Source organism: Kitasatospora sp. NBC_00240 (genome assembly GCF_026342405.1).
In the GTDB taxonomy this organism is placed as follows: Bacteria; Actinomycetota; Actinomycetes; order Streptomycetales; family Streptomycetaceae; genus Kitasatospora.
In genome coordinates, this window is record NZ_JAPEMU010000001.1 from 1563282 (window position 1) to 1589292 (window position 26011).

The window sequence follows — 26011 nt, forward strand, 5'->3', positions numbered from 1 at the left end:
GAACACCTCCGCTCTCAGCGGTCGCCCCGCCGCGCCAGGCCTCCCGCTCCCCGCGGGCCGCCGGCGCCAGCCGACCTCCGATCGAGCACAGGACGACCTCCCCATGAGCAAGAACAGCACCAACGGCACCCCCGACGACAACGGCACCGGCAGCCGCAAGCCCGGCGGCCGGGCCGCCACCGAGCGGCTGCACGCGGAGCGCCGGCGGGCCGAGCGGTCCGCGAAGATCCGCCGCCGCACCGTGGTCGGCGCCGCCTCGGCGGCCGTCCTGGCCCTGGCCGCGGGCGTCGCGTTCGCCGTCGGCGGCTCCGGCGGCGGGGCGCAGAGCGGACCGCTGGTGGTCCCCGCGAACGCGAGCGGCCCCGACGGCACCGTGGTGACGTACGGCAAGGCCGACGCCGCGCACACCCTGGAGGTCTACGAGGACTTCCGCTGCCCGTACTGCGAGCAGCTGGAGACCACCGACGGGCCGGCCATGCAAGCACTCGCCGACAACGGCACGTACAAGATCGAGTACCACCTGGCCACCTTCCTCGACAAGGGCCTCGGCGGCAAGGGCTCACGCACCGCGCTCGCCGCCGCCGGCGCGGCGCTGAACGAGGGCGTGGACAAGTTCAAGCAGTTCCACGACATGCTCTACGCCAACCAGCCCGACGAGCGCGACGACGCCTTCGCCGACACCAACCACCTGCTGGACCTGGCCGGGAAGGTGCCGGGCCTGAAGACCGACGCCTTCGTCAAGGCCGTCCAGGAGGGCACCTACGCCCCTTGGGCCGCCGAGGTCTCCAAGGCCTTCGACAACAGCGGCGTCACCGGCACCCCGACGGTGAACCTGGACGGCAAGAAGCTGGAGGTCTTCGGCAACGGCGCCGCGGTCACCCCGGACCAGTTCACCGCGATGGTCAAGCAGGCCGTCGGATGACCCCCGCCGGCCCGGAGAGCACCGGCACCACCGTGGCGGGCGGCGGACCGATCGGCGCGAGCCGGGCCTTCGCCTGGCTGCTGGTGGTCACCGGCGCGCTCGGCCTGACCGCGTCGGTCGTCCTGACCATCGACAAGATCCGCCTGTTGCAGGACCCCTCGTACGTCCCCAACTGCAACATCAACCCGATCATCAGCTGCGGCTCGGTGATGGGCAGCGACCAGGCGGAGGCCTTCGGCTTCCCCAACTCGCTGATCGGCCTGATCGGGTTCTCGGTGGTGGTCGCGATCGGCGTCGGGCTGCTCGCCGGGGCCCGCTACCGGCGGTGGTTCTGGCTCGGCCTCCAGGCCGGCACCGTGTTCGGGGTCGGCTTCGTGACCTGGCTGATGATCCAGACGCTCTACCGGATCGGGGCACTCTGCCCGTACTGCATGCTGGTCTGGGCGGCGATGATCCCGCTGTTCTGGTACACCACCCTGCACAGCCTGCGCAGCGGCGTGATCCCGGTGTCCGCACGGCTGCGCCCGGCCGTCCGGGAGGCCCTGCGCTACCACTGGGTGGTGCCCGCGCTCTGGTACGCGGTGATCGCCCTGCTGATCCTCAGCCGGTTCTGGTACTACTGGCGCACCCTGATCTGAGCGCCGTGCCCCCGCACCCTGCGGGAGCGATGTCGTCGACGGCCGGCCCGGGAGTCCTGCTCCCGGGCCGGCCGCGGCGTTTCCCGGCCCGGCCGACGGGAACGGCCCCGGACCCCCGGACCGGCCGCGGCGTTTCCCTGCCCGGCCGACGGGAAGGGCCCCGGACCCCCGGACCCCCGGACCGGCCGGGGCGCCGACCAGTAGGGTGGCCCCATGTCCCGTGCCCGCCGAGTCCCCCGGATGAGCGAGGAGCAGATCGCGGCCCTCGCGGACGCGGCCCTCGCCGACCTCGCCGCACGGCTGGCGCAGCGGGCCTTCCGGCCGCTGCCGCCCGCGACCGGTCCTGACGTGCCGCCGGCTCCCGACGAGGGGCCGGACCCCCAGGGCGACGCCCTGGCCAGGCTGCACACCCTGGTGCATCTGCGGCGGGCGGCGGAACGGCTGACCGACCAGGTCGCCCGGGACGCGGTCGAGGCCGGCGCCGGGTACCCCCAGCTCGGGGAGGCCCTGGAGATGAGCCGCCAGGGCGCCCGGAAGCGCTGGCCCGGCCTGGTGCCCGCCGCCCCGAGCCGTCCCCCGACCGAGCGGAGCCCCCGATGACCGTCCCCGGCCCGATCCGTTCGCTCGGCGTTCTCCTGGTGGAGGACGACGCCGCCGACGCGATGCTGATCGAGGAGGCCCTGCTCGACCGCGGCTCCGCCCGGACGATCACCCGCGCCGTGGACGGCGTGGCGGCCCTGGAGTACCTGCGCGACAGCCTGCGCCGACTGCCCGACCTGATCATCCTCGACCTCAACATGCCGCGCCTGAACGGCCGTGAGCTGCTCCACGTCCTGAAGAACGACCCGGAACTCCAGCAGATCCCCGTCGTGGTGCTCACCACGTCCGCGGCTCCCGAGGACATCACCAGCTCGTACCGGCACCACGCGAACGCCTATGTCACGAAGCCGGTCAACCTCGACGACTTCATCCGCGCCGCCCGGAGCATCGACGCCTTCTACCTCGACACGGTCGCCCTGCCGCCGCACGAGGGGCGCTGACGCCCGACCGCCCCGGCGGCGGCGCCGTCAGTCGAGCCGGGCGGCCAGCAGCGCTATGTCGTCCTGCTTGCCCTCGGCGAACAGGTCGAGCAGACGGTCGCAGAGCCGGCCGAGCTCCTGCGGGCCCTCGGTGATCCGCCGTCGCAGGGTCTCCAGGCCCCGGTCGAGGTGCTCGCCGGGGACCTCGACCAGGCCGTCGGTGAACAGCAGCAGCGTGGCCCCGACCGGCGTCGGGTGACGGACCGCCGGCGCGTGGGCGGTGCCGAGTCCGAGGATGACGCCGTGTTCGGTGAGGTAGCGGGTCGATCCGTCCGGGTCGCGTAGCACCGGCGGAACGTGGCCCGCGTTGGCGATCCGCACGCTCCGCCGGCCCGGGTCGACCAGGACCAGGCAGGCGGTCACGGTGACCCCGGGGTGGAACTGGGCCAGGAAGGCGTCCAGGCGGTCGAGGACGACGTGCGGCTCGTGCCCCTCGATGGCGTAGGCCCGCAGGGCCTGCCGGAGTTCACCCATCACCACCACCGCGGCGAGCGAGTGCCCGGCGACGTCGCCGATGGCCAGCAGCAGTCCGGCGGGCGTCTCGACCGCCTCGTAGAAGTCGCCGCCGATCTCCGTCCTGGAGCCGGCCGGGACGTACCGGACGGTCAGTTCGACCCCGGGGGGCGAGGGCAGCCGGCTCGGCAGGAAGGTGCGCTGCAGCGCGAGCGCGAGGCCCTGCTCCTCCCGCAGGCTGCGCTGGGCCTCCAGCGCCAGCGCGCAGGTCCGGGCGAGCTGGGCGAACAGGTCACGGTCGCCGTCGCCGAGCGCCCGGGCGGGCACCGCCAGGGCCACCGGTGGACGGCCGGGGGAGGTCCGGGCCAGGATCACCGCCACCTCGCCCTCACCCTCGAACGCCTGGCAGTCGGTGAGGCCGCCCCACTGCTCGGCGGTCAGCACCGCCGTCCGCGTCCCCGTCCCCTCCTGCGGGGCGGAGGCGTCCACCAGCACCCCCAGCACGGCCGCCGCCCCGCCGAACCGCTGCGGGTCGGCGCCGGGTCCGCCGGCGGCGGCGCCCACCGCCCGCCCGTCGAGGTCCAGTGCCAGGACGGCGGCCGGCGCGGACATCAGGGTGGCCGCGCCGGCCGCCGCCAGGGCCGCGAAGGAGCGGCCGTCGCGCGCGCCGTACACGTCGAGGGTGACCTGGTTGAGGACGGCGATCCGGCCGGCCAGCCGCTCGGCCCGGCGGCGGGCCCGGGCGTAGCGCAGGGCGGCGGTGACGGTGGCCAGGAACTCGGTGGGGGCGATCGGCTCGGTGAGGTAGGCGTCGGCGCCGCGGTAGAGGCCCTGGGCGCGGTCGTTGACCTCGATCGCGGTCGCCGAGACGTGGATGACCGGCAGGTGGGCGGTGAGCGGGTCGGCCTTGATGCTCTCGCAGACCTGGAAGCCGCTCATGTCGGGCAGGTTGACGTCGACGACGGCGAGTTCGGGCCGGTCCGGACCGGTCGTGGCGGCGAGCAGCGCCAGCCCCTGGGCGCCGTCCGCCGCCTCGGACACCCGGTGGCCGTCCCGGCGCAGCCAACTGGCCAGGATGTAGCGGCTGGTGTCGTCGTCGTCGACCACCAGGACGGTGGCGGCCGCGCTGTCGGGGTTGGCCTGCTCGGTCATGGCGCGGTTCCCTCTCGGTGCGGGCCCGGCGCAGCCGCGGGGGCGCCGGCCGGGGAGTCCGGCTCCGCGCCGGTGGCGGCGCCGGCGAGGGCCGCGGCGAGCTCCCGCAGGGCCAGCGCCCGGGTCAGCCGCGCCGCGTCGAGGCCGGTCTTCTCGACCACCGCCCGGGCGTGGACGAGACGTTCGTGGTCCAGGTCCGCGCTCCGGGCCGAGGTGAGGATCAGGGCGGGGATGTCCCGCAGCACCGGGTCGGCGGCGAGCTCCGCCAACAGCTGGTAGCCGTCGGGGGCGGGCATGTGGATGTCGAGCAGCACGGCGTCGGGGCGTTCGCGCCGGACGGCGGCCAGCGCGTCCGCGCTCCGGGGGACCTCGACCACCCGCTCGGCGATCTCGCCGAGGACCGGGCGGGCCCCGATGCGGAAGGCCGGGTCGTCGTCGACGGTCACCAGGACGGCCAGCTTGGCGGGCGCGGCCGCGGGCGGGCGGCGGACGGCGGGCGGCACGGCGGGCAGCCGCAGGGTCACGGTGGTACCCCGGCCCGGTGTACTCACCAGGGTGATCCCCCCGCCGAGCAGTTCGGCCACCCGGCGGGCGTAGGGCAGGCCGAGCCCGGTGCCGGAGCGGCCCCGCTGGTGCGGGCCGCGCACCTGGTAGAACTCCTCGAAGATCCGCTCCTGCTCCTCCGCCGGGATGCCGACGCCGGTGTCGGTGACGGTCAGCACGACCAGCTCGGATCCGTCGGGGGCCCGGTCGGTGGCGGCGTCCAGCCGGACCTCGCCCTGTTCGGTGAACTTCAGGGCGTTGGAGAGCAGGTTGCGCAGGATCCGGGTCAGCATGACCTCGTCGCCGATCAGCTCCGGCGGCCGGAGCGGATCGGGGATGACCAGGGTGACGCCGGGGTGCTGGACGAGGCCGCGCATGGTGCCGCGGAGCTGCCCCAGCAGGATCCGCAGGTCGACGGAGCTCCAGTGCGGCTCCAGCCGGCCGGACTCGGCCTTGGCCACGTCGAGGAGTTCGTCCACCAGCGCGAGCAGTGTGCTCCCGGAGGCGCCGATCAGGGCCAGCTGGTGCCTGCGCTCCTCGGCCGGCTGGTCCTCGTCGGCGTCCAGCAGCAGTCGGGCCAGCCCGATCACCGAGTTGGCAGGGCTGCGCAGTTCATGGCTGACGTTGGCCCAGAACCGGGTCCTGGCGTCGCCGGCCTCGTGCAACCGGCGTGACTTGTCGTCGAGTTCGGCATACAGCGCGACGACGCCGCGGTTGGTGTCCTCGAGTTCCTGCGACAGCTCCGAGTAGAGCGCCACCACTCCCTGGTTGGTGGTCTCCAACTCCTCGTTGAGCCTTTGGAGTTCCTCGCGCTGGGCGCGGGAGTCCTCCAGTGCGGCGATCAGGTCGCGGTTCTGCGCCCGGAGTTCCTCCATCGGGTTGGCCGCCGGCTGCGCGCTCAGCACCCGCAGGGTCCGCACGGCGAGCTCGGCCGGCGACGGCGAGCTGCCGGGCAGGGGCTGCTCGACCACCAGGCGGCCCGGCACGGCGGGCCGGCGGACCGCACCGGGCAGCAGCCGTCCGACCGCTTCGAGGGTCTCCTCGCCGGGCTCACGCCGCCGGTCCTCCCAGACGAGGGTGACCAGCAGGGCCGGCTCCTCGCCCGCGGCGAGGGTGAAGGAGGCGCTCAGGCCGCGGACGCCCAGCAGGTCGCGGCCGAGCTCGCTGAGGGCGGTCGCGAGCCGTACCTGGGCCTGGTTGTCCAGGCCCAGGGCCTGCGCGACGACCCGCCCGCTGCGCCGCAGCGCGAAGATCTCCTGCTCGGAGCCGACCGCGGTGGTCAGCAGCGGCAGGGCCGCCCGGGCTGTCACCAGCTTCCCTTGACGACGACGACCCCGGCGTCGTCGCGGCGCACTCCCGCCTCCCGCAGCAGGATGCCGGCCGTCACCAGCGGGATGTGCCGCAGCAGTCCGGGCATCGCGGAGAGCTGCCAGCGCTCGGTGAGCCCGTCGGAGTGCAGGACGACGGCGCCGCCCCGGGGCAGCGCCTGCTCGTGGGTGCGCAGGGTCGGCAGCTGGTGGCCGACGATCCCGGGCGAGGACAGCAGGGCGTGCCGCTTCTGCTCGTCGACGGCGAACCCGCTGACGTTGCCGACCCCGCAGAACAGCACCCGGCCGGCGGCGGGCTCGATCCGGGCCACGGCCGCGGCGCCGCCCCGGGTGCCGTTCAGGGCGCGGTGGAGCTGGGCGAGGACGTCGGCGGGCCGGTCGGCCTTGGAGCTCCGGAAGGCCGCGACGGCCTGCTGGGAGGCGACGGCGGCCAGCGGGCCGTGCCCGAGCCCGTCGAAGAACATCACCAGCAGCGGGCCGTCCGGGTCGGCCGCGGTGGCCGATCGGACCGCCCAGGCGTCCCCGCAGGACTCCTCGCCGCTGATCGGGCGGGTGAGACCGCCGACGAGCGTGGCGCCGGCCGGCACCCTCGGTACGGCGCCCGGCCCCCAGAAGCGGGCGGCCAGGACGGTGCCGGCCCCGGGGAGGGAGTGCACGTCGAAGGTGTCCGCGAGACGGGCGATCGCGCCCAGTCCGATGCCGAGGGTGCCCGCGGAGGAGGTGCCGTCGGTCATCGCGTACGGCACGTCGGGCATGCCCGGGCCGCTGTCCAGGGTGAGGAACTCCACCGCGGCGTCGTGCTCGGTCCGCAGCACCCGCAGCAGCAGCGAACCGTCGACGGCGTGCCGGCGCAGGTTGGTGGCGGCCTCCGTGACGGCCAGGCCCACCTCGGCGGCCCGCTGGTCGCCCAGCCCGATCCGGCGGGCCAGCGCGGTGGCGGCGCCGCGCGCCGCCGTCGGCAGCGACTCCGAGTCCCGGAACCACGCGATGTCCTGTGTCTTGAGCAGCATCGGGGGATTCACCTGGTCCACTTGACGACGGTGACGACGGTGCCGCGGCCGACCTCCGTGTCGATGGCGAACTCGTCGGTCAGCCGCCGGGCCCCGCTCAGGCCCAGGCCCATGCCGCCGCCGGAGGTCCAGCCGTCGGTCAGCGCCAGGTCCAGGTCGGGGATGCCCGGCCCGGTGTCCTGGAAGACCGCGCTGACCCCCCGTCGGCCGCCCTTGTCGACCAGGCCGACCCGCATGGTCCCGCCGTTGCCGTGGACGAGCGTGTTGCGGGCCAGCTCGCTGGCGGCCGTCACCAGTTTGGTCTGGTCGACCAGCGAGAGCTTGCACTGCTGGGCGAGCGTGCGGACCAGTTGCCGGGCCCGCACCACGTCGTCGTTCGAGGCGATCGGCAGGGTCTGCTGCTCGCCCTCCGGTCCGGCGTGGGCCGCGATCACGCGCGCCCCGCGCCGACGCCGCCGGACCGGCCGAGCATCGCCAGGCCGCGCTCCAGGCTGAGCGCGGTGCGGACTCCGCCGAGCGACAGTCCGAGCTCGACGAGGGTGATGGCCACCGCGGGCCGCATGCCGACCAGCACGGTCTCCGCGTCCAGGATCCGGGAGATGGCGGCCGTGGTGGCGAGCATCCGCCCGACGAAGGAGTCGACGATCTCCAGCGCGGTGATGTCGATCACCACCCCGTGTGCGCCGGTGTCCACGATCCGGGCGGCCAGGTCCTCCTGGAGGTCGAGGACGGACTGGTCCTCCAGATCGGTCTGGATGGAGACCAGCAGGACGTCGCCGATCCGCAGGACGGGGATACGTTCGCTCACCGGGCGCTCCGCACGGTGGCGGCGACCGCCTCGGTCGAGGTGCCGAGCCGGCGCAGGGCGTGCTTGAGGGCGTCGGCCAGCGTCGCCTTGGTCACGATGTCGCCGAACTGGATCCCCAGGGCGACGATGGTCTGGGCGATCTGCGGGCGGATGCCGGAGATGGTGCACTCGGCCCCCATCAGACGGGCCGCCACGACGGTCTTCAACAGGTGCTGGGCGACCTCGGTGTCGACCGCCGGAACGCCGGTGATGTCGATGATCGCCTGCTCGGAGCCGGTGTCGACCAGCGTCTGCAGCAGCTTCTCCATCACCACCTGGGTCCGGGCCGAGTCGAGCGTGCCGACGAGCGGCACCGCCACCACGCCGTCCCACAGCTTCACCACCGGGGTGGACAGCTCCAGCAGTTGCTCGGCCTGGGCGCCGATGATCTCCTCGCGGGTCTTCGAGTACGTCTCCACGGTGAACAGGCCGATCGCGTCGACCAGCCGGTTCAGCTCCAGGTAGGCCGCGATGTCCTGCTGCGAGGTGTCGGTGTCGGGGACCAGCAGCTCCTTCAGGGCGAAGACGGCGGTGGCCGTCTCGGTCGGGGTGAACCCCTGCCGGGCGCGGTTGCGGGACAGCTCGGTGAGCAGCGCCCGCACCTCCGACCAGCCCTCGGCCCGCCAGTCCGGCCCACCGGCCCGCAGGCCCTCGACCAACGCGCTGTACAGCTCCCGCAGCTCCCGGTCCAGCTCCAGCACGCTCAGTCGCCCGCGCAGCGTGTGGGAGACTCCCTCGATCCACCGGCCGACGAGGACGTCGCCCTGCTGCGAGAGCAGCTTCACCAGTCGCTCGGATTCCTGACGTTCCGCCACCAAAAACTCCCTCATCACAACGGCATCCGGCCGTCCAAACCAACGTTTTCGCGGGCCGTGACCGGCCCTCGTCATGCTACGGCCGAGTAGGTACGGACCACGAACGACCCCTCAGCGCCTGCCCCGCTCCCCGGGCCCACACACCCGCTCAGCCGGACTCCACCCGGATCATGGCGGGGGTCGGGCCCGGCTCCACCGGCCGTGCCCGGTCCGGGGCAGAGGTCCAGGCGAGGTGCAGGATCGCCAGGTCGTCCGCGTGCCGGCCCGCGTTCAGCCGCCGGACGGTGTCGACCAGGTGGTCGAGGAAGGCCGGGGTACCGGTGGGCGGCGCCGCCGCGATCAGCTCCAGCAGGCCCTCCGTACCGAGCCGCTCGGCGCCCGGGCCGCAGTGGCCCTCGGTGAGGCCGTCGGTGTAGAGGAGGAGGGCGCCGGCGGGCGGCAGCGACAGTTCGGTGGCGGGCCAGTGCCGGAGCCCGGGCGCGATGCCGAGTGCCACGCCGTGCGCGGCGGCCACCTCGGTCGTGCCGGGCGGCCGGCCGGCGCCCTCCGGGCGGGCGGGGGTGAGCAGCGGCTCGTGGTGCCCGGCCAGGTGCAGGGTCGCCGTGCGGCGGTCGGCGGCGACGGACACGATGCTGCAGGTGGCGAACATGTCGGTGCGGTCGCGTTCGGCGACCAGGATCTGCTCCAGCAGGTCCAGCAGCTCGGGGCCGCGGTGACCGGCCAGGACGAGCGCGCGCCAGCCGATCCGCAGGCAGACACCGAGCGCCGCCTCGTCCGGTCCGTGCCCGCTGACGTCGCCGATGACGGCGTGCACCGCGCCGTCCGCCGTCTCCACCACGTCGAGGAAGTCCCCGCCGAGCAGGGCGCGTTCGCGCCCGGGCAGATAGCGGGTGGTGACGGTGGCGGTTTCGCCGCGCAGCAGCGGGGTCGGCAGCAGGCCGCGTTCCAGCCGGGCGTTCTCCCGGGCCCTGATGCGGTCCTCGCGCAGTTCGGCGCCGGCCAGCTCGGCCTGTTTGCGGTTGACCGCGTAGCGCAGGGCGCGCTGCAGCAGCTGCTCGTCGACCTGCCCCTTGACCAGGTAGTCCTGGGCGCCGACCGCGACGGCCTGCGCACCGGCCCCGGAGTCCGCCAGGCCGGTCAGGACGATCACCGCGGCCCGGGGGCAGGCCTGCTGGACGGCGGCGACCAGGCCCACGCCCGAGCCGTCGGGCAGGTGGAGGTCGACCAGGACGCAGTCCGCGGGCTCGCGCTCCAGCTCGGCGACGGCCCCGGCCAGGGTCGGCGTCCACCGCAGGGTGTGGCCCAGGTCGGTGTCGGCGAGCAGTTCCTCGACCAGCAGGGCGTCCCCCGCGTCGTCCTCCACCAGCAGGACGCGTACGTCGGAGGCCTCCGCGCCGGGCTGCGTGAGTGCGTACGCCGGCGGTTCGGGCCGGTGCTTCTGACCGGGGATCACGAGCGCCCCGCTTCCGCCCGGGGGGCCACCAGGAGACCCTCGGTCCGGCCGTCCGCCGGGGCCCCGGCGGCGTCCTGCGGCTCCGTGGGCGCCTCGGTGGGCACCTCTGCGGGCAGGGTGAAGGCCAGGCGGGTGCCCGGGGTGTGGGCGAGGTCGACCTCGATGGTGCCGCCGTGGAACTCGACGATCTTCTTGCACATGGCCAGGCCGATGCCGTTGCCGGGGTAGGCGTCCCGGGTGTGCAGACGCTGGAAGATGACGAAGACCTTGTCCACGAAGTCGCCGTCGATGCCGATCCCGTTGTCGGTGACCGCGCACCGCCACAGGTCGCCGTCGCGCACCGCCTCCAGGTGGATCCGCGGCGCGCGGTCCGGACTGCGGAACTTGACGGCGTTGCTGAGCAGGTTCTGCAGCAGCATGCCGAGCTGGGTGGCGTCGCCGCTGATCCGGGGCAGCGGGTCGTGGGTGATCACGGCCTCGTTGTCCGCTATCGCGATGCTCAGCGAGTCGACGGTCCGGGCGAACACCTCTTCCAGGTCCACCGGCGTCCAGCTCGCGTGCAGCCGGCCGACCCGGGAGAACGCGAGCAGGTCGTTGATGAGCGTCTGCATCCGGTTCGCGCCGTCCACGGCGAACTCGATGTACTGGTCGGCCCTGGCGTCGAGGCTGCCGCCGTAGCGGCGCTGGAGCAGCTGGCAGAAGCTGGCCACCTTGCGCAGCGGCTCCTGGAGGTCGTGCGAGGCCACGTAGGCGAACTGCTCCAGTTCGGCGTTGGAGCGCCGCAGGTCACCGGCCTGGGAGTCGAGCGCCTGCCGGGCCTGCTCCTTGGCGAGGAGTTCGTGGGCCAGCCGGCCGCGCATCGCCTCGACCACGGCGGCGAGCTGCCGCAGGTCGGCGGGGCCGGTGGGGGTGATCGGGTGGCTGAAGTCGCCCCGCGCGACCCGCTCGGCGTCGGCCGACAGGTGCTCCAGCGGGCGGGTGACGCCGCGGCGCAGGCCCTCGAAGACCAGGGCGGCGAGCAGCAGGATGATCAGCGCGATCGCGCTGAACACCACGTTGCGCAGGGTGCGGACCGACCGCAGGGCCGCCCGGCCGTCCGCCCGGTCGGCCTGCAGGTGCTCCTGCTGCAGCGTCATCGCCTCGCGCAGCGCGTCGAAGGCCGCCTTTCCCTCGGCGGTCTGCCGGCCGGCGGTCGGCGTGGCACTGCCCGGCGAGGCCTCGGCCACCGGCCGGGCCACCTGGGCCTGCCAGGTCTCCGCGCGGGCGACGACCCGGTCGAGGTCGGCCCGGCCCTGGTCGCCGGTGACCAGCTGCCGGAGCGTGGCGACGGCCTCGCGCTGCTGGGTGACGCCCTGCTCGTAGGGGGCGAGGAACTCGGACTGCCCGGTGAGGCCGTAGCCGCGGATGCCGGTCTCCTGGTCGACCAGGCCGGATTCCAGCCGGACGGCCGCGATCAGGGCCGGCGAGCTGACGTCGACCAGACGATTGTTCACCGCCGAGGAGTGGGCGAACACCCAGAATCCCAGGGCTCCGAGCAGGACGAGGACCGCCAGCGAGGCGCTCACCCCGACGCGCAGCCAGCGGCGGGTGGTCCAGCCGGTGCCCGCCCCGGCGCCTCGTTCCGAAGGGGACCGCCCCTGGGTGTCGGCGGCGGGGCGGTGCGCCGCCGGGGTCTGGCTGGCCATGTCGGGTCCTTCATCCGGCATCCGTCGCCGGATGCGCCTTCGTCCGTGCCCGCCTGCGGCAGGTCGCGCGCGGCAGCCACACCCTACACGCCGTCCGACAAGTTTGGTTGTCGCCCGACGAACGGTCACCTATGGTGGCAGGCATGCCAGCCGACCGCTTCGCCGCCCTCCTGGGCGAGGACCAACTCGCGTCCCTCGCGGACGCGACGCTCGGAGAACTCGCCGGCCGCCTCGCCGCCCGGGCGTTCCGTCCGCTGCCCGCCGCGGACCCGGGTGCCCCCGCGCCCGGTGAGCCCTGGGAGGCCGACGCGCAGCACGACGCGCTGACCCGGCTGCACGCCCTGATGCACCTGCGGAAGGCCGCCGAGCGCCTCGCCGACCAGGCGGCCCGCGACGCGGCCAGGGCCGGGGCCGGCTACCCGCAGCTCGGGCAGGCCTGCGACATCAGCCGCCAGGCCGCCCGACTGCGCTGGCCCGGGCTGGTCCCCCCGGCTCCGCACCGCAACGCCCATTCCTGAGAACCGGAGCACCTGATGGCCGCCCGCCCGCAAGCCGGCTCGTACAGCGTCCTGCTCGTCGAGGACGACGCAGCCGACGCCATGCTGATCGAGGAGGCCCTGTTCGAGCAGGGCATGGCCCGCACCATCGTCAAGGCGGAGGACGGCGTCGTCGCCCTCGAACACCTCCGGGAGAACGCCGCCCGGTACCCCGACCTGATCATCCTCGACCTCAACATGCCCCGGATGAACGGCCGTGAGCTGCTGGAGGTCCTCAAGGCGGACGAGCAGCTCAAGCTGATCCCGATCGTGGTCCTCACCACCTCCGCCGCCCCCGAGGACGTCAGCGGTGCCTACCACCGGCACGCCAACGCGTACGTCACCAAGCCCGTCAATCTCGACGACTTCACCCGGGCCGTCCAGAGCATCGACAACTTCTACCTGGAGACGGCCGCCGTCCTCGCCCGGCCCTGACCTGCGGCAGAAGCCGGGAGGCGCCCCGCCGGGGGCGCGTCCCCGGCCCCGCCTCCCGGTCGCCGGCCACCGGTCCGACGGCCGGTGCATGACCTCGCGGAACCGGGGTAGGCGGTGGCGCATGCCCGGCCGCGAGCGCACCGGGCCACGAACGGGGACGGTGCCTGGTGCCGGAGGCGGGAACACTGACGGAACAGACCTGGACGGACTTCATCTTCCGGGCCGGTGCCGCCTACGACGGCACGCCGGGCACCGCCTCGGCGGCACGGCGCTTCGCCGACGACTTCCTCGCCGAGGCCCAGACGGTCCACGGGGTCCCGGTGACCGAGGCGCTGGCCGGCACGGTTCGGCTGGTCGTCAGCGAACTCGTCACCAACGCCGCGAAGTACGCACCGGGCCCCTGCCTGCTCGACCTGGAACTCACCGTCGACGACATCCGGGTGACGGTCTGGGACACCGAGGCGCGTCTTCCGGCCCCCCGGTCCCCGGATCCGGCACGGGTCGGCCAGCACGGCCTGGAGATCGTCCTCGCGGTCTGCCGCCGCTACGACATCGAGCGGCACGCGGGCGGCAAGCGCGTCCGGGCGCACCTCCCCCTGGACTGAGCCGGCTCCGCCGGTCACCCCTCGTGCCCGGCCCCGGGAGGCCCTTCCGCCCGTCCCGGCGCCGGGGCGCTCCGGCGGAGCGGCCCGTGGGCGCCGCCGGCCCCGGCCCGTGCACGGCGCGGCCCGGGCGGAGGGCACCCGGCCCGCGCCGGCTCAGCCGCCGCCCAGCCGGGCCGCGAAGACCACGGTGTCGTCCTCCTGGCGGGTGCCGAAGCCTTCCAGCAGGTGGTCGCAGAGCGCCTCCGGCTCGCCCGGTCCGGCCTCGGCCGCCAGGCGCAACCGCTCCAGCGAACGGTCCAGGTCCACCCCCCGGCGCTCGACCAGCCCGTCGGTGACCATCACCAGCCTGCTGCCGGGGGCCACCTCGTGCCGGGTCGCCGGCGGCTGCGGCAGGCCCAGGCCCAGCAGCGGGCCGTGCTCGTGGACGTACCGGGCCCGGCCGTCCGGGCCGACCAGCAGCGGCGGCAGGTGCCCGGCGTTCGCCAGGTGCAGCAGGCCCGTGCCGGACTCCAGCAGCGCGACACAGAGCGTGGCCGTCCAGCCCGGCCGGTGCCGGCCCAGCAGCGCGTCCAGGCGCTCCAGCAGCACATCGGCCGGATGCCCCTCGTTGGCGTACGCCCGCAGCGCGTGCCGCAGCTCCCCCATCACCATGGCGGCCTGCAGGTTGTGGCCGGCGACGTCGCCGACCGCCATCAGCAGGCCCCCGGGAGTGGCGACGGCCTCGTAGAAGTCCCCGCCGATCTCGTTCTCGGTCGCCGCCGGGAGGTAGCGCACCGCCAGGCCGACGCCCGGCCAGTCGGGGAGGGTCGCCGGCAGGAACGTACGCTGGAGTGTCAGGGCGAACTGGTGTTCCTCGCTGTAGAGCGCCACCACACCGCGGTTGGTCTCCTCCAGCTCCGCCGACAGCACCGAGTACCGCGCCACCGCCTCCCGGTGCTTCTCCCGCAACGCGGCGAGACTGCGCTCCGATTCGCGGCACCGGGCCCGGGAGGCCGCCAGGGCGGCCAGCAGTTCGCGCTCACGGGCCGAGGGCCCGCCGGCGGCCGGCGAGACGGCTCCGGACTCCCCCGGCAGCTCCCGTGCGCTAACCATGCGCACCCCGCAGGACCGACGGGCCGGCGGCGAGCGGACGGGCGACCGCCGCCGGCGGGACCATCGCCGAGGCGGCCGGGAGGCCCGGGGTCCGGCCGTCCGCGGCCGGACCCGCCTCGGCGGGGAACAGGGACATGTGATGATTCATCGGACCTCGGGCGGACTCGGGACGCGCCGGTCAAGGCGCGCGACTCGGGAGCGGCGGGACGGCTCCGGAAGGACTCGCCGTTCCGGACGCGGGGGGCGAACCGCCCCGCCGTACGTCCCGCCTGCCCGCCCCGGCCACTCCCATGCCCCTCGGTTCGCTCGGTACGGGGCACCGCCCGCTCCCCGCAGCCGACCGGCCGCTCGCACCGCCGGGCCACCCGCACCCACGGCCGTCCGTACCGACAACCGCTTGCACCCACGGCCGCTCGTACCCACAGCCGGCCGCACCACCGGTCGTTCACACCGCCGTCCGCACCGCCGGTCGTTCACACCGCCGGCGCGGAGTCCCGTCCGGCCGGACGGCCCGTGAAGCCGGGACCGGCCGGTTCGCGACTGCGCAGGCGGGCCGCGCCGAGCTCCGCCCAGACGCTCTTGCCGCCCGGATGCGGGTCGGCGCCCCAGCGCTCCGACAGCCGCGCCACGATGTGCAGCCCGTGGCCGCCCGGGGCGGTGGTGAGGTGCGGCGGACGCGGACCGGGCAGCGTCGTCTCGTGGTCCAGCACCTCGACCCGCAGCCCCTCCGGGGAGGCGGTGAGGACGAGTTCGCGCGGGCCACCGCCGTGGATGCAGGCGTTGGCGAGCAGCTCCGAGACGATCAGCAGGATGTCGTCGGTGAGGGTGTCGGCGTCGGCCCACCCCCAGTCCTCCAGGGCCTGCCGGGCGAAGTGCCGGCCGCGGCCGACGGGCCCGGGCACGGCCAGCAGGGCGAGGCGCCGGCGCTGGCCGGCCTTCGGCACACCTGCCCGCTGCGGCACGCCCGCCCCTGGGTCGATGGATGTCACTACGTTCTCACCCCGCGGTTCGGCGCTGTCGGTGGATCGGGAGGTCACGGATCCGGTGGTACCCGGCGCGGTCCGCCGGCCCGGCGGCTCGCACGCCGTTCCGTACCGTGTCACGCCTGCCCGCTGAGACCCGGGGAACACCAGCTGCCCTGTTTCTGCACATCTCCCCGGGCGGCGGGCAGGCCGGGCCGAGCCGCCAGGCCGGACGGCGGGCAGCGGCGGCCGCCGGCACGGCCGGAGGGTCCAGGCCGACGGCCGCGACCGTCCCGGGCCCGGTCACCGTGCGGCGAGCGCGTGCTCAAGCGTGGGTTCGAGTGCGAACACCCGGTCCGCGCCGGTGATCTCCAGCAGCCGCAGCAGCTGGTCGGGGGCCCCCGCCAGCCGCAGGGCCGTACCGGCACTGTCGGCGTCGGTACGCGTGCGCAGCAGCAGGTTGAGGCCCGAGGAGTCGCAGAACCCGACCCGGGACAGGTCGACGACCATCAGCGGCGCGCCGGAGCGGACCGCCTCCTCCAGGGCCGGCCCGACCGCGAGCACGCCGTCCAGATCCAGTTCGCCCTCCAGGGAGCAGACCAGCGCACCGTCGTCGGTACGCCGGAACTCCGCCCCCGGCCCGTCGGGGGCCGGCATCGCGGCGGCGTTCGCCGGATCGTTCATCTCCACCTCGGTTCTTCGTCGTCGGCACCGCACCGACCTTCACATCTGACCCTACAAAAAATCGCCCGGCCGCCCGCGGGCAGGCCGGTCGCCGCCGGACCGGGGCGCCCCGTGCGGGAGCCGTCAGCCGCCCCGGGCACCGCGCGGACCGGGGCCGAACCCGGCGGGGACGCCGGCCCGGCCCCGGTCCGGGGCGGACACGCCGGCCTAGCTCTCCGCGAGCAGGGCCGTGCGCAGATGGCCGAGGATGCGGGTGAGGAGGCGGGAGATGTGCATCTGGGACAGGCCCAGCTCCTGGCCGATCTGGCCCTGGGTCATCTCGGCGCCGAACCGCATCGCGAGGATCGCGCGGTCCCGTTCGGGCAGCGCGGCGATCAGCGGCTTGAGGGTCTCCAGGTGCAGGACCGCCTCGAAGCCGGCCTCCTCCACCGCGAACCGGGCGCCCAGCCCGGCGCCGGAGCCCGACCCGGCGTCGTCGTGCTCGGAGGGGGCGTCCAGCGAGTGCGCGGTGTAGGCGTTGGCGGCCTTCATCCCCTCGATCACCTCACGCTCGGTCAGCGAGAGGTGCTCGGCGAGCTCGGCCGTGGTCGGCAGCCGGTCCAGGACCTGCTCCAGCTCGTCGGAGCCCTTGGCCAGGGCCAGCCGCAGCTCCTGCATCCCCCGGGGCACGTGGACCATCCAGCTGGTGTCGCGGAAGAACCGCTTCATCTCGCCGGTGATGGTGGGCAGGGCGAAGGTGACGAACTCGAACTCTCGCGTCGGGTCGAACCGGTCGATGGCCTTGATCAGGCCGATCGTGCCGACCTGGATGATGTCGTCCATCGGTTCGCTGCGGTTGCTGAAACGCCGGGCGGCGAACTTCACCAGCGCCATGTTCAGCTCGATCAGGGTGCCGCGGACGTACGAGTACTCGCGGGTGCCCTCCTCCAGGTCCCGCAGCCGCAGGAAGAGGTCCTTGGACAGCACCCGGGCGTCCGCCGGCGCGATCGCACCCGCGTCCTCGATCCGTGGCGCAGGCCCGTCCGAAGCCGCCGGAGCGGCCTCGGGTCGCGCGGTGGCCGGGGCCGAAGTCACGCCGAGGTCCGAAGCGACGGTTGACGCTGTGTCCTGAAGGACTGCCATGGATATCCCTCTCCCTGGTCACGAACGCGGGCCACGGATCGGCGCAACGCTCCTGGGCCGCGGCTACCCCGCGATCACCCGCGCATGCGCCGCGGCGCGAAACTGACCGTACATGCGGCATGTATGACGCTTGTACGGGTTTGCGCCCTCAGGTGGACCGGAGTGCCGACCCGCGCGGTACGGGCAGTCGGCCTGACCGTTCCCGGGGAGGACGAACTTGGCGGAGTGTCAGCCGGAGGCGGGATCAGCCGCACCGGAGGGCGCGGACCGTGCGGACGACGAAATCACGATGCCCACGGCGCCCCATTCGGCGTAGGGGGATTTCCTCCGGTATTCCGACGGCGCGTCCGGTGGTCGCACGTCCGCCGTCGTGATTTCCGGCCCGTTTCGCCATCCGTACCGTCCGACTGCCCGTCACTCCCCGGCCGGACGGAAGCGGCCGGACCGACGCGGCGGACACGCGCGGCCGGACACGCGCGGCCGGGCACGCGGGCGGGGCGCACCCTTGGGGTGCGCCCCGCCCGAACTGCCCTACGACCAGCGCGCCTTACCGGCGCGGTGTGTCACCAGCGGTACCACCGGTGGCGACTGCCGGAGGGGTGCGTCCCCCGGGCGACGAATCCGAGCAGCCAGACCACCAGGACGAAGACGGCTATCCACCACAGTGCCTTGAGGGCGAAACCGGCGCCGAAGAGCAGAAGCGCGAGAAGAAGTACCAGAAGCAGCGGACCCATTTCGAAGACCTCCCAGTCGGTGTCGAAAACCGCATGCCCGGGTCGGTCGGGGCTATTCCTGGGAATCTTCCGCGAGAAAGCGGGCATACGGCCGGGCCGTCCACCCGGCGGCACGCGGTGGACCGCCCGGCGCGCGCGGCCGTTCCCCTCATGGCGCACCGGTCCTGTCGGTCCGAGGTGTCAGGGTGGTGACAGGACCACGGCCGGGACCCCACGGGGGCGGACGCGCGCGAGGCCCGACCCCCGCACGACCGCATCCCGCACCCGCATCGAGACCGACACCGACACCGACACCGCTACGAACGGAGTACCCCGATGAGCCGCCAGTTCCAGGTCACCTTCGACGCCCACGACCCGCGAGCGCTGTCGTCCTTCTGGCGCGACGCGCTGGGCTACGTCCACCCCGGACCGCCCGGGGTCGCCCTGCCCGAGGGCGCCGACCCGCTGGCCGCGTGGGACGACTTCCTCGCCCGGATCGGCGTGCCGGAGGACCAGCGCAACACGAGGTCGGCCATCCAGGATCCGGACGGGAACGGCCCGCGGGTGTTCTTCCAGCAGGTGCCGGAGGACAAGGTCGCCAAGAACCGCGTCCATCTTGACGTCCGTGCGGCTCCCGGGCTGCAGGGGGAGAAGCGGATGGCGGCACTGGAGGCCGAGTGCGAGCGGCTGGTCGCCCTCGGCGCCACCCGGCTGCGCCGCTACGAGCCCGCTCCCCCGATGAGCGCCGGCTTCATCGTGCTGACCGATCCCGAGGGCAACGAGTTCTGCCTGGACTGAGGCCGCCGGGTCCGGCGCCGGTCGACCGCCGTCCCCGGGCGGGGCCGGGCGGGGCCGGGCGGGAGCGGCCCCGGTGGCATGGCGCGCCGGCCACGGGGCGAGGGACAAAAGGGACCACCGGCCGCATGCGCCCCACCCCTTCGGGTAGGCGGGTCGTGAGCCGGAGAGCGGCCCGCTCCCCGGCCCCGACCGCACCGACGCAGCCCGAACCAGGGAGGGGCAGTGGACATGGCACAGCCGGAGAACGACACACGGACGGCCCGGGGCCGGCCCCGGGCCGACGGAAACCGCTCGGACGGCCCGGCCCGGAGGAGGCTCCGCCCGATGACTGAGAGCACCCCGGACACCGCCGTGCTGCCGCTGGCGCCCGGCTCCCCGCACGTCGCGGGCCTCCCGCACGTCCCGGGCCTCCCATCCGTCGCCGACCTCCCGGAAGCACCCGGCCGGGGCTGGCGGATCCCGCCCGGGAGCGGCACCCTCGCCCGCGCCCGCGAGCTCGCCCGGAACACCCTGCGGGAATGGGACCACCCGGGCGAGGAGTACGCCCACGCCGTCCTGCTGGTGTCCGAGCTGGTCACCAACGCCCACCGGCACGCCGGCGGCCCGGCCGACCTGGAACTGAGTCCGGTGCCGGGCGGGGTGCTGCTCCGGGTCAGCGACTCCTCGCCACGGCTGCCGGTCCGGCGGGAGCCGGGCGCCGACGGCGGCTTCGGCCTGCACCTGCTCGCCCGGCTCAGCGAATCCTGGGGCGTGGAGCCCGTCCCCGGCGGCAAGTCGGTCTGGGCCCGGCTCGCTCCCCACCCGGACGCCTGACAACCCGGCCGAGGGCCTGGCCGTCCGGTCGGGCGGGAGCCCGGAGAGCCCGCTCAGTCGGTGAACTCGTACGCGGCCACCTCGGCGAGCAGCGCGCGGCGCCGGGGTTCGTCCAGGAAGGCGGCCTTGAAGGAGTTGGCGGCCAGCGTGCGCAGGGTCTCCCGGTCCAGGCCGAGGGCGTCCCGCAGGGCGGTGAAGTTGTCCTCCACGTAGCCGCCGAAGTAGGCCGGGTCGTCGGAGTTGACGGTGACCAGGAGTCCGGCGTCCAGCATCCGGCGCAGCGGGTGGTCGGCGAGGGTGTCGACGCAGCGCAGCCGGACGTTCGACAGCGGGCAGAGGGTCAGCGGGATCTGCTCGCGGACCAGCCGGGCGACCAGGTCCTGGTCCTCCAGGCAGCGCAGCCCGTGGTCGATCCGCTCCACGCCGAGCACGTCCAGCGCCTCGCGGATGTACTCGGCGGGGCCCTCCTCCCCGGCGTGCGCGACCCGGCGCAGGCCGGCGGCGGCGGCCAGCTCGTACACCTCGCGGAACTTCGCCGGCGGGTTGCCGACCTCGGCGGAGTCCAGGCCGACGCCGGAGATCAGGTGCAGGTGGGGCTTGGCGGCCTCGAAGGTCTCCAGCGCGGAGGCGGCCGACTCGTCCCGCAGGAAGCACATGATCAGGCGGGTGCTGATGCCGTACCGCTCCTCGCTGCGCCGCAGGGCCCGCGAGAGGCCCTCGACGACCGTGCCGATCTCCACGCCGCGGGCGGTGTGCGCCTGCGGGTCGAAGAAGATCTCCGCGTGCCGCACGCCCTGCTCGGCGGCGCGGGCCAGGTAGGCGTCGGCGAGGTCGGCGAAGTCGTCCTCGGTGCGCAGCACCGCCATCAGGGCGTAGTAGAGGTCGAGGAAGGACTGCAGGTCGCTGAAGGAGTAGGCGTGCCGCAGCTCCTCGGTGTCCGCGAAGGGCAGGGTGACACCGTTGCGGGCGGCGAGGGCGAAGGCGAGTTCAGGCTCCAGCGTGCCTTCGATGTGCAGGTGGAGTTCGGCCTTGGGCAGCGACATAAGGGATCGATTCGGTACTCGGGGGTGGAACTATCAGGAAAGGGACCATCCTACGACCCGCCGCCGCGCACCCCGTCCGCCGCCGGGGCGGGCTTCGGCGCGGCCGGCGGCGCGGGCCGCCACCAGGGGTAGGGGATGCCCGCGAGGCGGTTCACCACGAGGCCCTGGGCGACCAGCAGGACGACCGCGATCATCACCACGGTCAGCTGCAGCGGGGTGCGCAGCAGGCCGAGCGCGACGATCAGCGTGGTGGCGGCGGCCGGCGGGTGGGCGACGCCGAACAGCGGCATCAGCCCGCAGGTCAGGCCCAGCGCGACGGCTGACGCCCCGAGCCGGGCCCAGGTGATGTCGTCGAGGTTCGGCGGGGTGTCCAGCATGCCGGTGACGGCGAGCGCGAAGTAGCCGGACAGCACGCCGATCAGGTGCCCGTACACCGTGCTGCGGGGCGAGGCGCTCGGCAGGGTCGGCGTGTAGAAGAGCAGGAAGGCGGTCGGCCCGAGCGAGGGGAAGAGGAAGGGCGCGTTGCTGAAGTGCGCCAGCGCGGCCATCACCGCGAGCGAGATGCCGGCGTTGACGGCGGAGTAGGAGGCCAGCACCCGACTGGGGTCGTGCCGCTCCTGCACCGCCGACAGTTCGAACCGGGCGAGGAATCTTCGGATCATTGCCACCGTCCGGCGCCGGGCGCGGGCCCGCGATCGAGGGGTCGGCGAGGAGGAGAACGATGCGCCGACAGGCATGGCGATACCCGGGGGCCGCGCCTGCCGGGCCGCTCAGGCCCGATCGCACCCGATCGGCCCATCGCGCCGCCCGGTCAGCGGCGGCGGAGTGACGGCCCCGGGTAGAAGGTAGAAGGAGGTTCAACCGCCGAGGAGGTACGGACATGCGGCACCCGGACGGCCCCCGCAGCAAGCCGGAGGGGATCTCCCCGCACGCCCTGGACAACGGGGTGCTGCTGCACGAGCTGGAACAGCTCCACCGCACCAGGCACGAGACCTTCCTCTACGGCTCGGACGACGCGCTGGCGCACCACAGCACGCGCACCGCCCAGCTGGAGGCGGAGTACCTGCACCGGTTCCCGAACCGGCAGGTCACCGCCGCTCGCACCCGCTCGGGTGCCCGCACCCGGGAGGCCGCCGCCCGGGCCGAGGCCACACCCGAGTGAAGGCCCGGGTGCCCCGGCCGTCCGCAGCCCCCACCCCCGTCCGGCCACCCGTCCGCACGGTCCCTCCCCCACCCGACCGCCCACCACCCCCGTCAGGGAGCCCGCCATGCCCATCGCCAGCGTGAACCCCGCGACCGGCGAAATCCTGCAGACCTTCGAAGCCCTGGACGACGCGGCGATCGAGCTGTGTCTGTCCCGGGCCGAGTCGGCCTTCCGGCAGTACCGCACCACGGACTTCGAGCAACGCGCCGCGCTGGTGCACCGCGCGGCCGACCTGCTGGAGGCCGACCAGGAGGCCGTCGCCCGCACCATGACCGAGGAGATGGGCAAGCCGCTGGCGGCCGCCCGGGCCGAGGCCGCGAAGTGCGTCAAGGCGCTGCGCTGGTACGCCGACCAGGCGCCCGGCCTGCTCGCGGACGAGGTCCCACGCCGGGAGGACGTCGCGGACGCCGGGGCCTCGGACGCCTACGTGCGCTACCGCCCGATCGGCGCGGTGCTGGCCGTGATGCCGTGGAACTTCCCGTTCTGGCAGGTGATCCGCTTCGCCGCGCCGGCGCTGATGGCGGGCAACGTCTGCCTGCTCAAGCACGCCTCGAACGTGCCCCGGACGGCGGTCGCACTGGAGGACCTGTTCCGGCGGGCCGGGTTCCCCGAGGGCTGCTTCCAGACCCTGCTGATCGGATCGGCCGCCGTGGAGGCCGTGATCCGCGACCGCCGGGTCGCGGCCGTGACGCTGACCGGCAGCGAGCCGGCCGGGCGCGCCGTCGCGGCGACGGCGGCGGACGAGGTCAAGAAGGCGGTGCTGGAGCTGGGCGGCAGCGACCCGTACGTGGTGATGCCGAGCGCCGACCTGCCGGCCGCCGTGGCGACCGCGGTGCGGGCACGGGTCCAGAACAACGGGCAGTCGTGCATCGCCGCCAAGCGGTTCATCGTGCACGAGGAGGTGTACGAGCCCTTCCTGGCCGCGTTCACCGAGGCGATGCGGGCGTTGAAGGTCGGCGATCCGATGGCCGAGGGCACCGAGGTGGGCCCGCTGGCGAGCGAGCAGGGCCGCACCGACCTGGAGGAGCTGGTCGAGGACGCCCGCGCGCACGGCGCCCGGGTGGAGTGCGGCGGCCGCCGCCCGTCGGGTCTGGACCCGGCGTTGGCGGCCGGCTGGTTCTACGAGCCGACGGTGCTCTCGGGCATCACACCGCAGATGCGCGTCCACCTGGAGGAGACCTTCGGCCCGGTGGCGACGGTCTACCGGGTGGCGGACCTGGACGAGGCGGTCGAGCGGGCCAACGACTCGCCGTTCGGCCTCAGCTCCAACGTGTGGACAACGGACGGCGCGGAGCAGCAGCGCTTCGTCCGGGACATCGAGGCGGGCGGCGTCTTCTTCAACGGGATGACCGCCTCGCACCCGGCGCTGCCGTTCGGCGGGGTCAAGCGCTCCGGCTTCGGCCGGGAGCTGTCCGGCCACGGCATCAAGGAGTTCTGCAACATCACCACGGTGTGGATGGGGCCGCCCGCCTCCTGAGGCGGTCCGCCTTCCGTCGGCCCGCGGTCCCGGGAAGGGGCCGCGGGCCGACGGGCTGCACGGACCCGCTCGGGCCCGGGTCCGACCCGCTCGGGCGCGTTCGGACGTGCTCGGGCGCGTTCGGAGGTCCTCAGCGTTCGGACGTGCTCAAGGGGCCGTGCGAACGAGGACGGGTCGGTCGGGACGGGACGTCAGTGCCCGGTGGCCATCCTCCGGTGCCGCGCGGGGCCCTGGCTCTTGCTGATCCAGCGGGACACCACCCCGAAAAGGACGATCACGGTCACGCCCCACACAACGGCGAACACCACCAGCAGCGGCGTGTACGACATCTGGACGGCCACCAGGACCAGGCCCAGGGAGAGTGCCACCAGGAACACCACCGCCGTCGGGGTCAGCCCGACAGCCGCCTTCCAGGCCCGCTTCAGCCAGTGGCCGTGCGGCCGCTGCGGGGGGCCCGCGGTGATGCCCCCGGTTGTCTGCGGATCCATCTCGTTCGCCTCCAGACCCCGGCGTACGCGCCAGGTCGGTCCGGGTCCGTTCGACGCCCGCCACCTCCGGATCATGCCGGTGCCGGGCCCTACAGGCGTGCTGCCCGGTCCCGGAGGGGTCTACACCGGCGGCCGCAGGACTTCTGCGCAGGCGGCGGCGCCGGTCGCCGGCGCGCGCAGGACAGCGCGAGCCGGCGCGACGAGAATGTCCGCAGGGGGTCCCGGGGGCTGCTCACGAGGAGGCCGGCGCACATGATCGAGTACGCGCCGGGCACATCCGCCCCGCCACCGGAGCGCACCACCTACCGGGTCACGTACGCCGTGGCGGGCCGGGCCGGGATCCGCCGGGCGGACGTGACCGTACTGCCCGGGCACTCCCAGGAGAGCGACATCCCCGGGATCATCGCCGCCCGCCTCACCGGGCGGCCCGCCGACCGGCGGCTGATCACCCTGCTCGGGCTGCGCCCGCTGTGAGAGCGGCCGACCGCTCCGGCGACCGGCCGCTCTCACGTGGGGTTCCGCGCCCGCAGCCCGGCGGAGTTCCGTACCCGCTTGCCCGCTGCCGGGCCGGCGGGGTCCGCACCCGCAGCCCGGCGGAGTTCCGTACCCTCAGGCCCGCAGCGAGGCCAGCGTGACGATGGTGATGTCCGAGGGCGCGCCGACCCGCACCGGCGGGCCCCAGGCGCCGGCGCCACGGGTGACGTAGAGCTGGGTGTCGCCGTAGCGCTCCAGCCCGGCCACCGTCGGGTTGGCGAGCTCGGCCAGGTAGTTGCCGGGCCAGAGCTGGCCCCCGTGGGTGAGGCCGGAGAGCTGCAGGTCCACGCCGTGGCGGACGGCGTCGTGGACGGTCACCGGCTGGTGGGAGAGCAGCACCGAGGTTCGGGAGCGGTCGCGGTCGCCGAGGGCCTTGTCGAAGTCGGGCCCGTCGCCCTCGGAGGTGCCGGCCAGGTCGTTGACGCCGGCCAGGTCGAAGCCGGGGAGCTCCACCCGGGCGTTCTGCAGCGGGTGGACGCCGAGCGAGCGGACGAACTCGACCCAGGGCGCCGCCCCGGAGAAGTATTCGTGGTTTCCGGTGACGAAGAAGGCGCCGTCCTTGGCCCGGAGCTGGGCCAGCGGCTCGGCGTCCCGGCCGAGTTCGGGCACCGTGCCGTCGACCAGGTCGCCGACGACGGCGATCAGGTCGGGCCGGGCCCCGTTGATGGTGTCGACGATCCGCTGGGTGTGGGCGCGGCCGAGGATCGGGCCGAGGTGGATGTCGCTGACCACCGCGATCCGGTAGCCGTCCGCCCGGGCGGGCAGTTTGGCCAGCGGGACGGTCACCTGCTTGAGGCGCGGGCCGCGCAGCACACCGTAGGTGCCGTTGCCGACCACCGCCGCCGCGGCGCCGGCGGCGCCGATCGCGACCGTGCGGGCGATGAACAGCCGCCGCTGCGGCGAGGCGGGGCCGCCGGGTGCGGGCGCCGCGGCGTCGACGGTCGGCGGGCCGGGGTCGGCGGGCGACGGAACCGCGTCGGGGGCGGGGCCGGCGACCGGCCCGGAGGCGGCACCGGCCGGAGCCGCGCCCCCCGCCGCGCCCCGTCCCGGGTCTCCCGCGTCCGCTGCGGCGCCCCCTGCCGCCTCCCGTGCCGCGTCCCGGCGGGCCGCCAGCCGGGTCAGCAGCGGGCGGACCAGTTCGCCGGCCAGCAGAAAGAGCAGCAGGTAGAGCAGCACCGCCAGCCAGAGGAACCCGGGCCAGGCGATCCAGCGCTCGGCCGCCATCGGCAGGGCCCGCCCGCCGACCACGGCGCCGATGCCGAGGACGGGGAGCAGGAACGCCAGCACGGTGCCGGTCCGCCGCCAGAGCCCGCCGGGCACGCTGACGTCCCGGACCAGGCGGCGCCAGAGGTACCAGTGGGCGAGGCCGACGACGGCCAGGGCCAGCAGGAGGGCGAGCACCACGACCACGATCACGCCGCCATCAACTCCGGGACCGTTCCACTGATCTTCACCCCCACAGTATGAGCACCCCGGTGGCCCTCCCCCGACCGGCCCCCGACCCCCGCCGGGTAACGCCCGGGTCACGCCGGGATCGGGTCGAAGCACCTGACGTCGGGTCAGATTTGAGCTTTCCCCGA

Annotated in this window: 29 protein-coding genes; 12 read left to right on the forward strand and 17 right to left on the reverse strand. The window is 74.5% G+C overall.

The window, feature by feature from the left end:
- Positions 1-103 precede the first annotated feature (103 nt).
- The 4 genes from OG689_RS06420 to OG689_RS06435 all read left to right on the forward strand — a co-directional run bounded on the left by OG689_RS06420 (position 104) and on the right by OG689_RS06435 (position 2600).
- Positions 104-922, forward strand: coding sequence for a thioredoxin domain-containing protein (locus OG689_RS06420; RefSeq protein WP_266318498.1), 819 nt, complete (start codon positions 104-106; stop codon positions 920-922).
- Complete coding sequence (locus OG689_RS06425; RefSeq protein ID WP_266318500.1) at positions 919-1560, forward strand: vitamin K epoxide reductase family protein; 642 nt, start codon at positions 919-921, stop codon at positions 1558-1560. The genes OG689_RS06420 and OG689_RS06425 overlap by 4 nt, the downstream gene beginning before the upstream one ends.
- Before the next feature lie 213 nt (positions 1561-1773).
- On the forward strand, positions 1774-2160 hold the full coding sequence (locus tag OG689_RS06430; RefSeq protein ID WP_266318502.1) for a hypothetical protein: 387 nt from the start codon (positions 1774-1776) through the stop codon (positions 2158-2160).
- Positions 2157-2600 (forward strand): response regulator, encoded by a 444-nt coding sequence (locus tag OG689_RS06435; RefSeq protein WP_266318504.1) that lies wholly within the window; start codon positions 2157-2159, stop codon positions 2598-2600. The genes OG689_RS06430 and OG689_RS06435 overlap by 4 nt, the downstream gene beginning before the upstream one ends.
- A gap of 27 nt (positions 2601-2627) precedes the next feature.
- On the opposite strand, the gene OG689_RS06440 is transcribed toward OG689_RS06435, so the two are convergent.
- The 8 genes from OG689_RS06440 to OG689_RS06475 all read right to left on the reverse strand — a co-directional run bounded on the left by OG689_RS06440 (position 2628) and on the right by OG689_RS06475 (position 11925).
- Complete coding sequence (locus tag OG689_RS06440) at positions 2628-4244, reverse strand: fused response regulator/phosphatase (protein ID WP_266318506.1); 1617 nt, start codon at positions 4242-4244, stop codon at positions 2628-2630.
- Positions 4241-6097: a hybrid sensor histidine kinase/response regulator gene (locus OG689_RS06445; protein ID WP_266318508.1), complete on the reverse strand. Its 1857-nt coding sequence runs from the start codon at positions 6095-6097 to the stop codon at positions 4241-4243. The genes OG689_RS06440 and OG689_RS06445 overlap by 4 nt, the downstream gene beginning before the upstream one ends.
- Positions 6094-7125, reverse strand: coding sequence for an ATP-binding SpoIIE family protein phosphatase (locus OG689_RS06450; RefSeq protein WP_266318510.1), 1032 nt, complete (start codon positions 7123-7125; stop codon positions 6094-6096). Before OG689_RS06450 ends, OG689_RS06445 begins: the two co-directional genes overlap by 4 nt.
- Positions 7126-7133: 8 nt before the next feature.
- A complete protein-coding gene (locus OG689_RS06455; protein WP_266326909.1) occupies positions 7134-7556 on the reverse strand; it encodes an ATP-binding protein in 423 nt (140 codons plus the stop codon).
- Positions 7556-7933: an STAS domain-containing protein gene (locus tag OG689_RS06460; protein ID WP_266318512.1), complete on the reverse strand. Its 378-nt coding sequence runs from the start codon at positions 7931-7933 to the stop codon at positions 7556-7558. Before OG689_RS06460 ends, OG689_RS06455 begins: the two co-directional genes overlap by 1 nt.
- Positions 7930-8802, reverse strand: a complete 873-nt coding sequence (locus tag OG689_RS06465) for an STAS domain-containing protein (protein WP_266318513.1) — start codon at positions 8800-8802, stop codon at positions 7930-7932. Before OG689_RS06465 ends, OG689_RS06460 begins: the two co-directional genes overlap by 4 nt.
- Positions 8803-8935: 133 nt before the next feature.
- Positions 8936-10156 (reverse strand): fused response regulator/phosphatase, encoded by a 1221-nt coding sequence (locus OG689_RS06470; protein ID WP_266326911.1) that lies wholly within the window; start codon positions 10154-10156, stop codon positions 8936-8938.
- An 80-nt stretch (positions 10157-10236) separates the two neighbouring features.
- Positions 10237-11925: a sensor histidine kinase gene (locus OG689_RS06475; protein ID WP_266318515.1), complete on the reverse strand. Its 1689-nt coding sequence runs from the start codon at positions 11923-11925 to the stop codon at positions 10237-10239.
- Between the two features lie 143 nt (positions 11926-12068).
- Here OG689_RS06475 and OG689_RS44760 point away from each other — a divergent pair, with 143 nt between their 5' ends.
- From OG689_RS44760 to OG689_RS06485, 3 genes are all read left to right on the forward strand, one after another.
- Positions 12069-12443, forward strand: a complete 375-nt coding sequence (locus OG689_RS44760; protein WP_323189257.1) for a hypothetical protein — start codon at positions 12069-12071, stop codon at positions 12441-12443.
- 15 nt (positions 12444-12458) lie between these two features.
- On the forward strand, positions 12459-12896 hold the full coding sequence (locus OG689_RS44765) for a response regulator (protein ID WP_323189258.1): 438 nt from the start codon (positions 12459-12461) through the stop codon (positions 12894-12896).
- A 167-nt stretch (positions 12897-13063) separates the two neighbouring features.
- On the forward strand, positions 13064-13501 hold the full coding sequence (locus OG689_RS06485) for an ATP-binding protein (RefSeq protein WP_266318517.1): 438 nt from the start codon (positions 13064-13066) through the stop codon (positions 13499-13501).
- 153 nt (positions 13502-13654) lie between these two features.
- Here OG689_RS06485 and OG689_RS06490 read toward each other — a convergent pair whose 3' ends face one another.
- From OG689_RS06490 to OG689_RS06510, 5 genes are all read right to left on the reverse strand, one after another.
- Positions 13655-14593: a PP2C family protein-serine/threonine phosphatase gene (locus OG689_RS06490; protein WP_323189259.1), complete on the reverse strand. Its 939-nt coding sequence runs from the start codon at positions 14591-14593 to the stop codon at positions 13655-13657.
- A gap of 473 nt (positions 14594-15066) precedes the next feature.
- Positions 15067-15555 (reverse strand): ATP-binding protein, encoded by a 489-nt coding sequence (locus tag OG689_RS06495; RefSeq protein WP_266318518.1) that lies wholly within the window; start codon positions 15553-15555, stop codon positions 15067-15069.
- 303 nt (positions 15556-15858) lie between these two features.
- On the reverse strand, positions 15859-16239 hold the full coding sequence (locus OG689_RS06500) for an STAS domain-containing protein (protein ID WP_266326913.1): 381 nt from the start codon (positions 16237-16239) through the stop codon (positions 15859-15861).
- 207 nt (positions 16240-16446) lie between these two features.
- Positions 16447-17361, reverse strand: coding sequence for a SigB/SigF/SigG family RNA polymerase sigma factor (locus OG689_RS06505; protein ID WP_266318520.1), 915 nt, complete (start codon positions 17359-17361; stop codon positions 16447-16449).
- A 563-nt stretch (positions 17362-17924) separates the two neighbouring features.
- Positions 17925-18095, reverse strand: coding sequence for a hydrophobic protein (locus OG689_RS06510; protein WP_266318521.1), 171 nt, complete (start codon positions 18093-18095; stop codon positions 17925-17927).
- A 315-nt stretch (positions 18096-18410) separates the two neighbouring features.
- Between OG689_RS06510 and OG689_RS06515 the strand changes: the two genes are divergently transcribed.
- Positions 18411-18872: a VOC family protein gene (locus OG689_RS06515; RefSeq protein ID WP_266318523.1), complete on the forward strand. Its 462-nt coding sequence runs from the start codon at positions 18411-18413 to the stop codon at positions 18870-18872.
- A gap of 324 nt (positions 18873-19196) precedes the next feature.
- Positions 19197-19685 carry an ATP-binding protein gene (locus OG689_RS06520; RefSeq protein ID WP_266318525.1) on the forward strand — a complete coding sequence of 163 codons (489 nt, stop codon included), beginning with the start codon at positions 19197-19199 and terminating at the stop codon, positions 19683-19685.
- A 53-nt stretch (positions 19686-19738) separates the two neighbouring features.
- Here the strand turns inward: OG689_RS06520 and OG689_RS06525 are convergent, their stop codons facing one another.
- Positions 19739-20728: an adenosine deaminase gene (locus OG689_RS06525; RefSeq protein ID WP_266318527.1), complete on the reverse strand. Its 990-nt coding sequence runs from the start codon at positions 20726-20728 to the stop codon at positions 19739-19741.
- Positions 20729-20778: 50 nt separating this feature from the next.
- Positions 20779-21390 (reverse strand): HPP family protein, encoded by a 612-nt coding sequence (locus tag OG689_RS06530; RefSeq protein WP_266318529.1) that lies wholly within the window; start codon positions 21388-21390, stop codon positions 20779-20781.
- Positions 21391-21608: 218 nt separating this feature from the next.
- Between OG689_RS06530 and OG689_RS06535 the strand changes: the two genes are divergently transcribed.
- Both OG689_RS06535 and OG689_RS06540 read left to right on the forward strand, forming a co-directional pair.
- Positions 21609-21890: a DUF6158 family protein gene (locus OG689_RS06535; protein ID WP_266318530.1), complete on the forward strand. Its 282-nt coding sequence runs from the start codon at positions 21609-21611 to the stop codon at positions 21888-21890.
- A 106-nt stretch (positions 21891-21996) separates the two neighbouring features.
- Positions 21997-23409 (forward strand): NADP-dependent succinic semialdehyde dehydrogenase, encoded by a 1413-nt coding sequence (locus OG689_RS06540; protein ID WP_266318532.1) that lies wholly within the window; start codon positions 21997-21999, stop codon positions 23407-23409.
- Positions 23410-23600: 191 nt separating this feature from the next.
- Here the strand turns inward: OG689_RS06540 and OG689_RS06545 are convergent, their stop codons facing one another.
- The gene (locus OG689_RS06545) at positions 23601-23897 is read right to left on the reverse strand and encodes a hypothetical protein (RefSeq protein WP_266318534.1); all 297 of its coding nucleotides are present in this window, start codon (positions 23895-23897) and stop codon (positions 23601-23603) included.
- A gap of 252 nt (positions 23898-24149) precedes the next feature.
- Between OG689_RS06545 and OG689_RS06550 the strand changes: the two genes are divergently transcribed.
- Positions 24150-24371, forward strand: a complete 222-nt coding sequence (locus tag OG689_RS06550; RefSeq protein WP_266318536.1) for a hypothetical protein — start codon at positions 24150-24152, stop codon at positions 24369-24371.
- A 135-nt stretch (positions 24372-24506) separates the two neighbouring features.
- Here OG689_RS06550 and OG689_RS06555 read toward each other — a convergent pair whose 3' ends face one another.
- A complete protein-coding gene (locus OG689_RS06555; protein ID WP_266318537.1) occupies positions 24507-25847 on the reverse strand; it encodes a metallophosphoesterase in 1341 nt (446 codons plus the stop codon).
- Positions 25848-26011 lie beyond the last annotated feature (164 nt).

Excerpts from the sequence above, each read along its gene's own strand:
- OG689_RS06420 (WP_266318498.1), top strand. The coding sequence starts at position 104 with ATGAGCAAGAACAGCACCAACGGCACCCCCGACGACAACGGCACCGGC.
- OG689_RS06425 (WP_266318500.1), top strand. The coding sequence starts at position 919 with ATGACCCCCGCCGGCCCGGAGAGCACCGGCACCACCGTGGCGGGCGGC.
- OG689_RS06430 (WP_266318502.1), top strand. The coding sequence starts at position 1,774 with ATGTCCCGTGCCCGCCGAGTCCCCCGGATGAGCGAGGAGCAGATCGCG.
- OG689_RS06435 (WP_266318504.1), top strand. The coding sequence starts at position 2,157 with ATGACCGTCCCCGGCCCGATCCGTTCGCTCGGCGTTCTCCTGGTGGAG.
- OG689_RS06440 (WP_266318506.1), bottom strand. The coding sequence starts at position 4,244 with ATGACCGAGCAGGCCAACCCCGACAGCGCGGCCGCCACCGTCCTGGTG.
- OG689_RS06450 (WP_266318510.1), bottom strand. The coding sequence starts at position 7,125 with ATGCTGCTCAAGACACAGGACATCGCGTGGTTCCGGGACTCGGAGTCG.
- OG689_RS06465 (WP_266318513.1), bottom strand. The coding sequence starts at position 8,802 with ATGAGGGAGTTTTTGGTGGCGGAACGTCAGGAATCCGAGCGACTGGTG.
- OG689_RS06475 (WP_266318515.1), bottom strand. The coding sequence starts at position 11,925 with ATGGCCAGCCAGACCCCGGCGGCGCACCGCCCCGCCGCCGACACCCAG.
- OG689_RS44760 (WP_323189257.1), top strand. The coding sequence starts at position 12,069 with ATGCCAGCCGACCGCTTCGCCGCCCTCCTGGGCGAGGACCAACTCGCG.
- OG689_RS44765 (WP_323189258.1), top strand. The coding sequence starts at position 12,459 with ATGGCCGCCCGCCCGCAAGCCGGCTCGTACAGCGTCCTGCTCGTCGAG.
- OG689_RS06490 (WP_323189259.1), bottom strand. The coding sequence starts at position 14,593 with ATGGTTAGCGCACGGGAGCTGCCGGGGGAGTCCGGAGCCGTCTCGCCG.
- OG689_RS06500 (WP_266326913.1), bottom strand. The coding sequence starts at position 16,239 with ATGAACGATCCGGCGAACGCCGCCGCGATGCCGGCCCCCGACGGGCCG.
- OG689_RS06505 (WP_266318520.1), bottom strand. The coding sequence starts at position 17,361 with ATGGCAGTCCTTCAGGACACAGCGTCAACCGTCGCTTCGGACCTCGGC.
- OG689_RS06510 (WP_266318521.1), bottom strand. The coding sequence starts at position 18,095 with ATGGGTCCGCTGCTTCTGGTACTTCTTCTCGCGCTTCTGCTCTTCGGC.
- OG689_RS06515 (WP_266318523.1), top strand. The coding sequence starts at position 18,411 with ATGAGCCGCCAGTTCCAGGTCACCTTCGACGCCCACGACCCGCGAGCG.
- OG689_RS06520 (WP_266318525.1), top strand. The coding sequence starts at position 19,197 with ATGACTGAGAGCACCCCGGACACCGCCGTGCTGCCGCTGGCGCCCGGC.
- OG689_RS06525 (WP_266318527.1), bottom strand. The coding sequence starts at position 20,728 with ATGTCGCTGCCCAAGGCCGAACTCCACCTGCACATCGAAGGCACGCTG.
- OG689_RS06530 (WP_266318529.1), bottom strand. The coding sequence starts at position 21,390 with ATGATCCGAAGATTCCTCGCCCGGTTCGAACTGTCGGCGGTGCAGGAG.
- OG689_RS06535 (WP_266318530.1), top strand. The coding sequence starts at position 21,609 with ATGCGGCACCCGGACGGCCCCCGCAGCAAGCCGGAGGGGATCTCCCCG.
- OG689_RS06540 (WP_266318532.1), top strand. The coding sequence starts at position 21,997 with ATGCCCATCGCCAGCGTGAACCCCGCGACCGGCGAAATCCTGCAGACC.
- OG689_RS06545 (WP_266318534.1), bottom strand. The coding sequence starts at position 23,897 with ATGGATCCGCAGACAACCGGGGGCATCACCGCGGGCCCCCCGCAGCGG.
- OG689_RS06550 (WP_266318536.1), top strand. The coding sequence starts at position 24,150 with ATGATCGAGTACGCGCCGGGCACATCCGCCCCGCCACCGGAGCGCACC.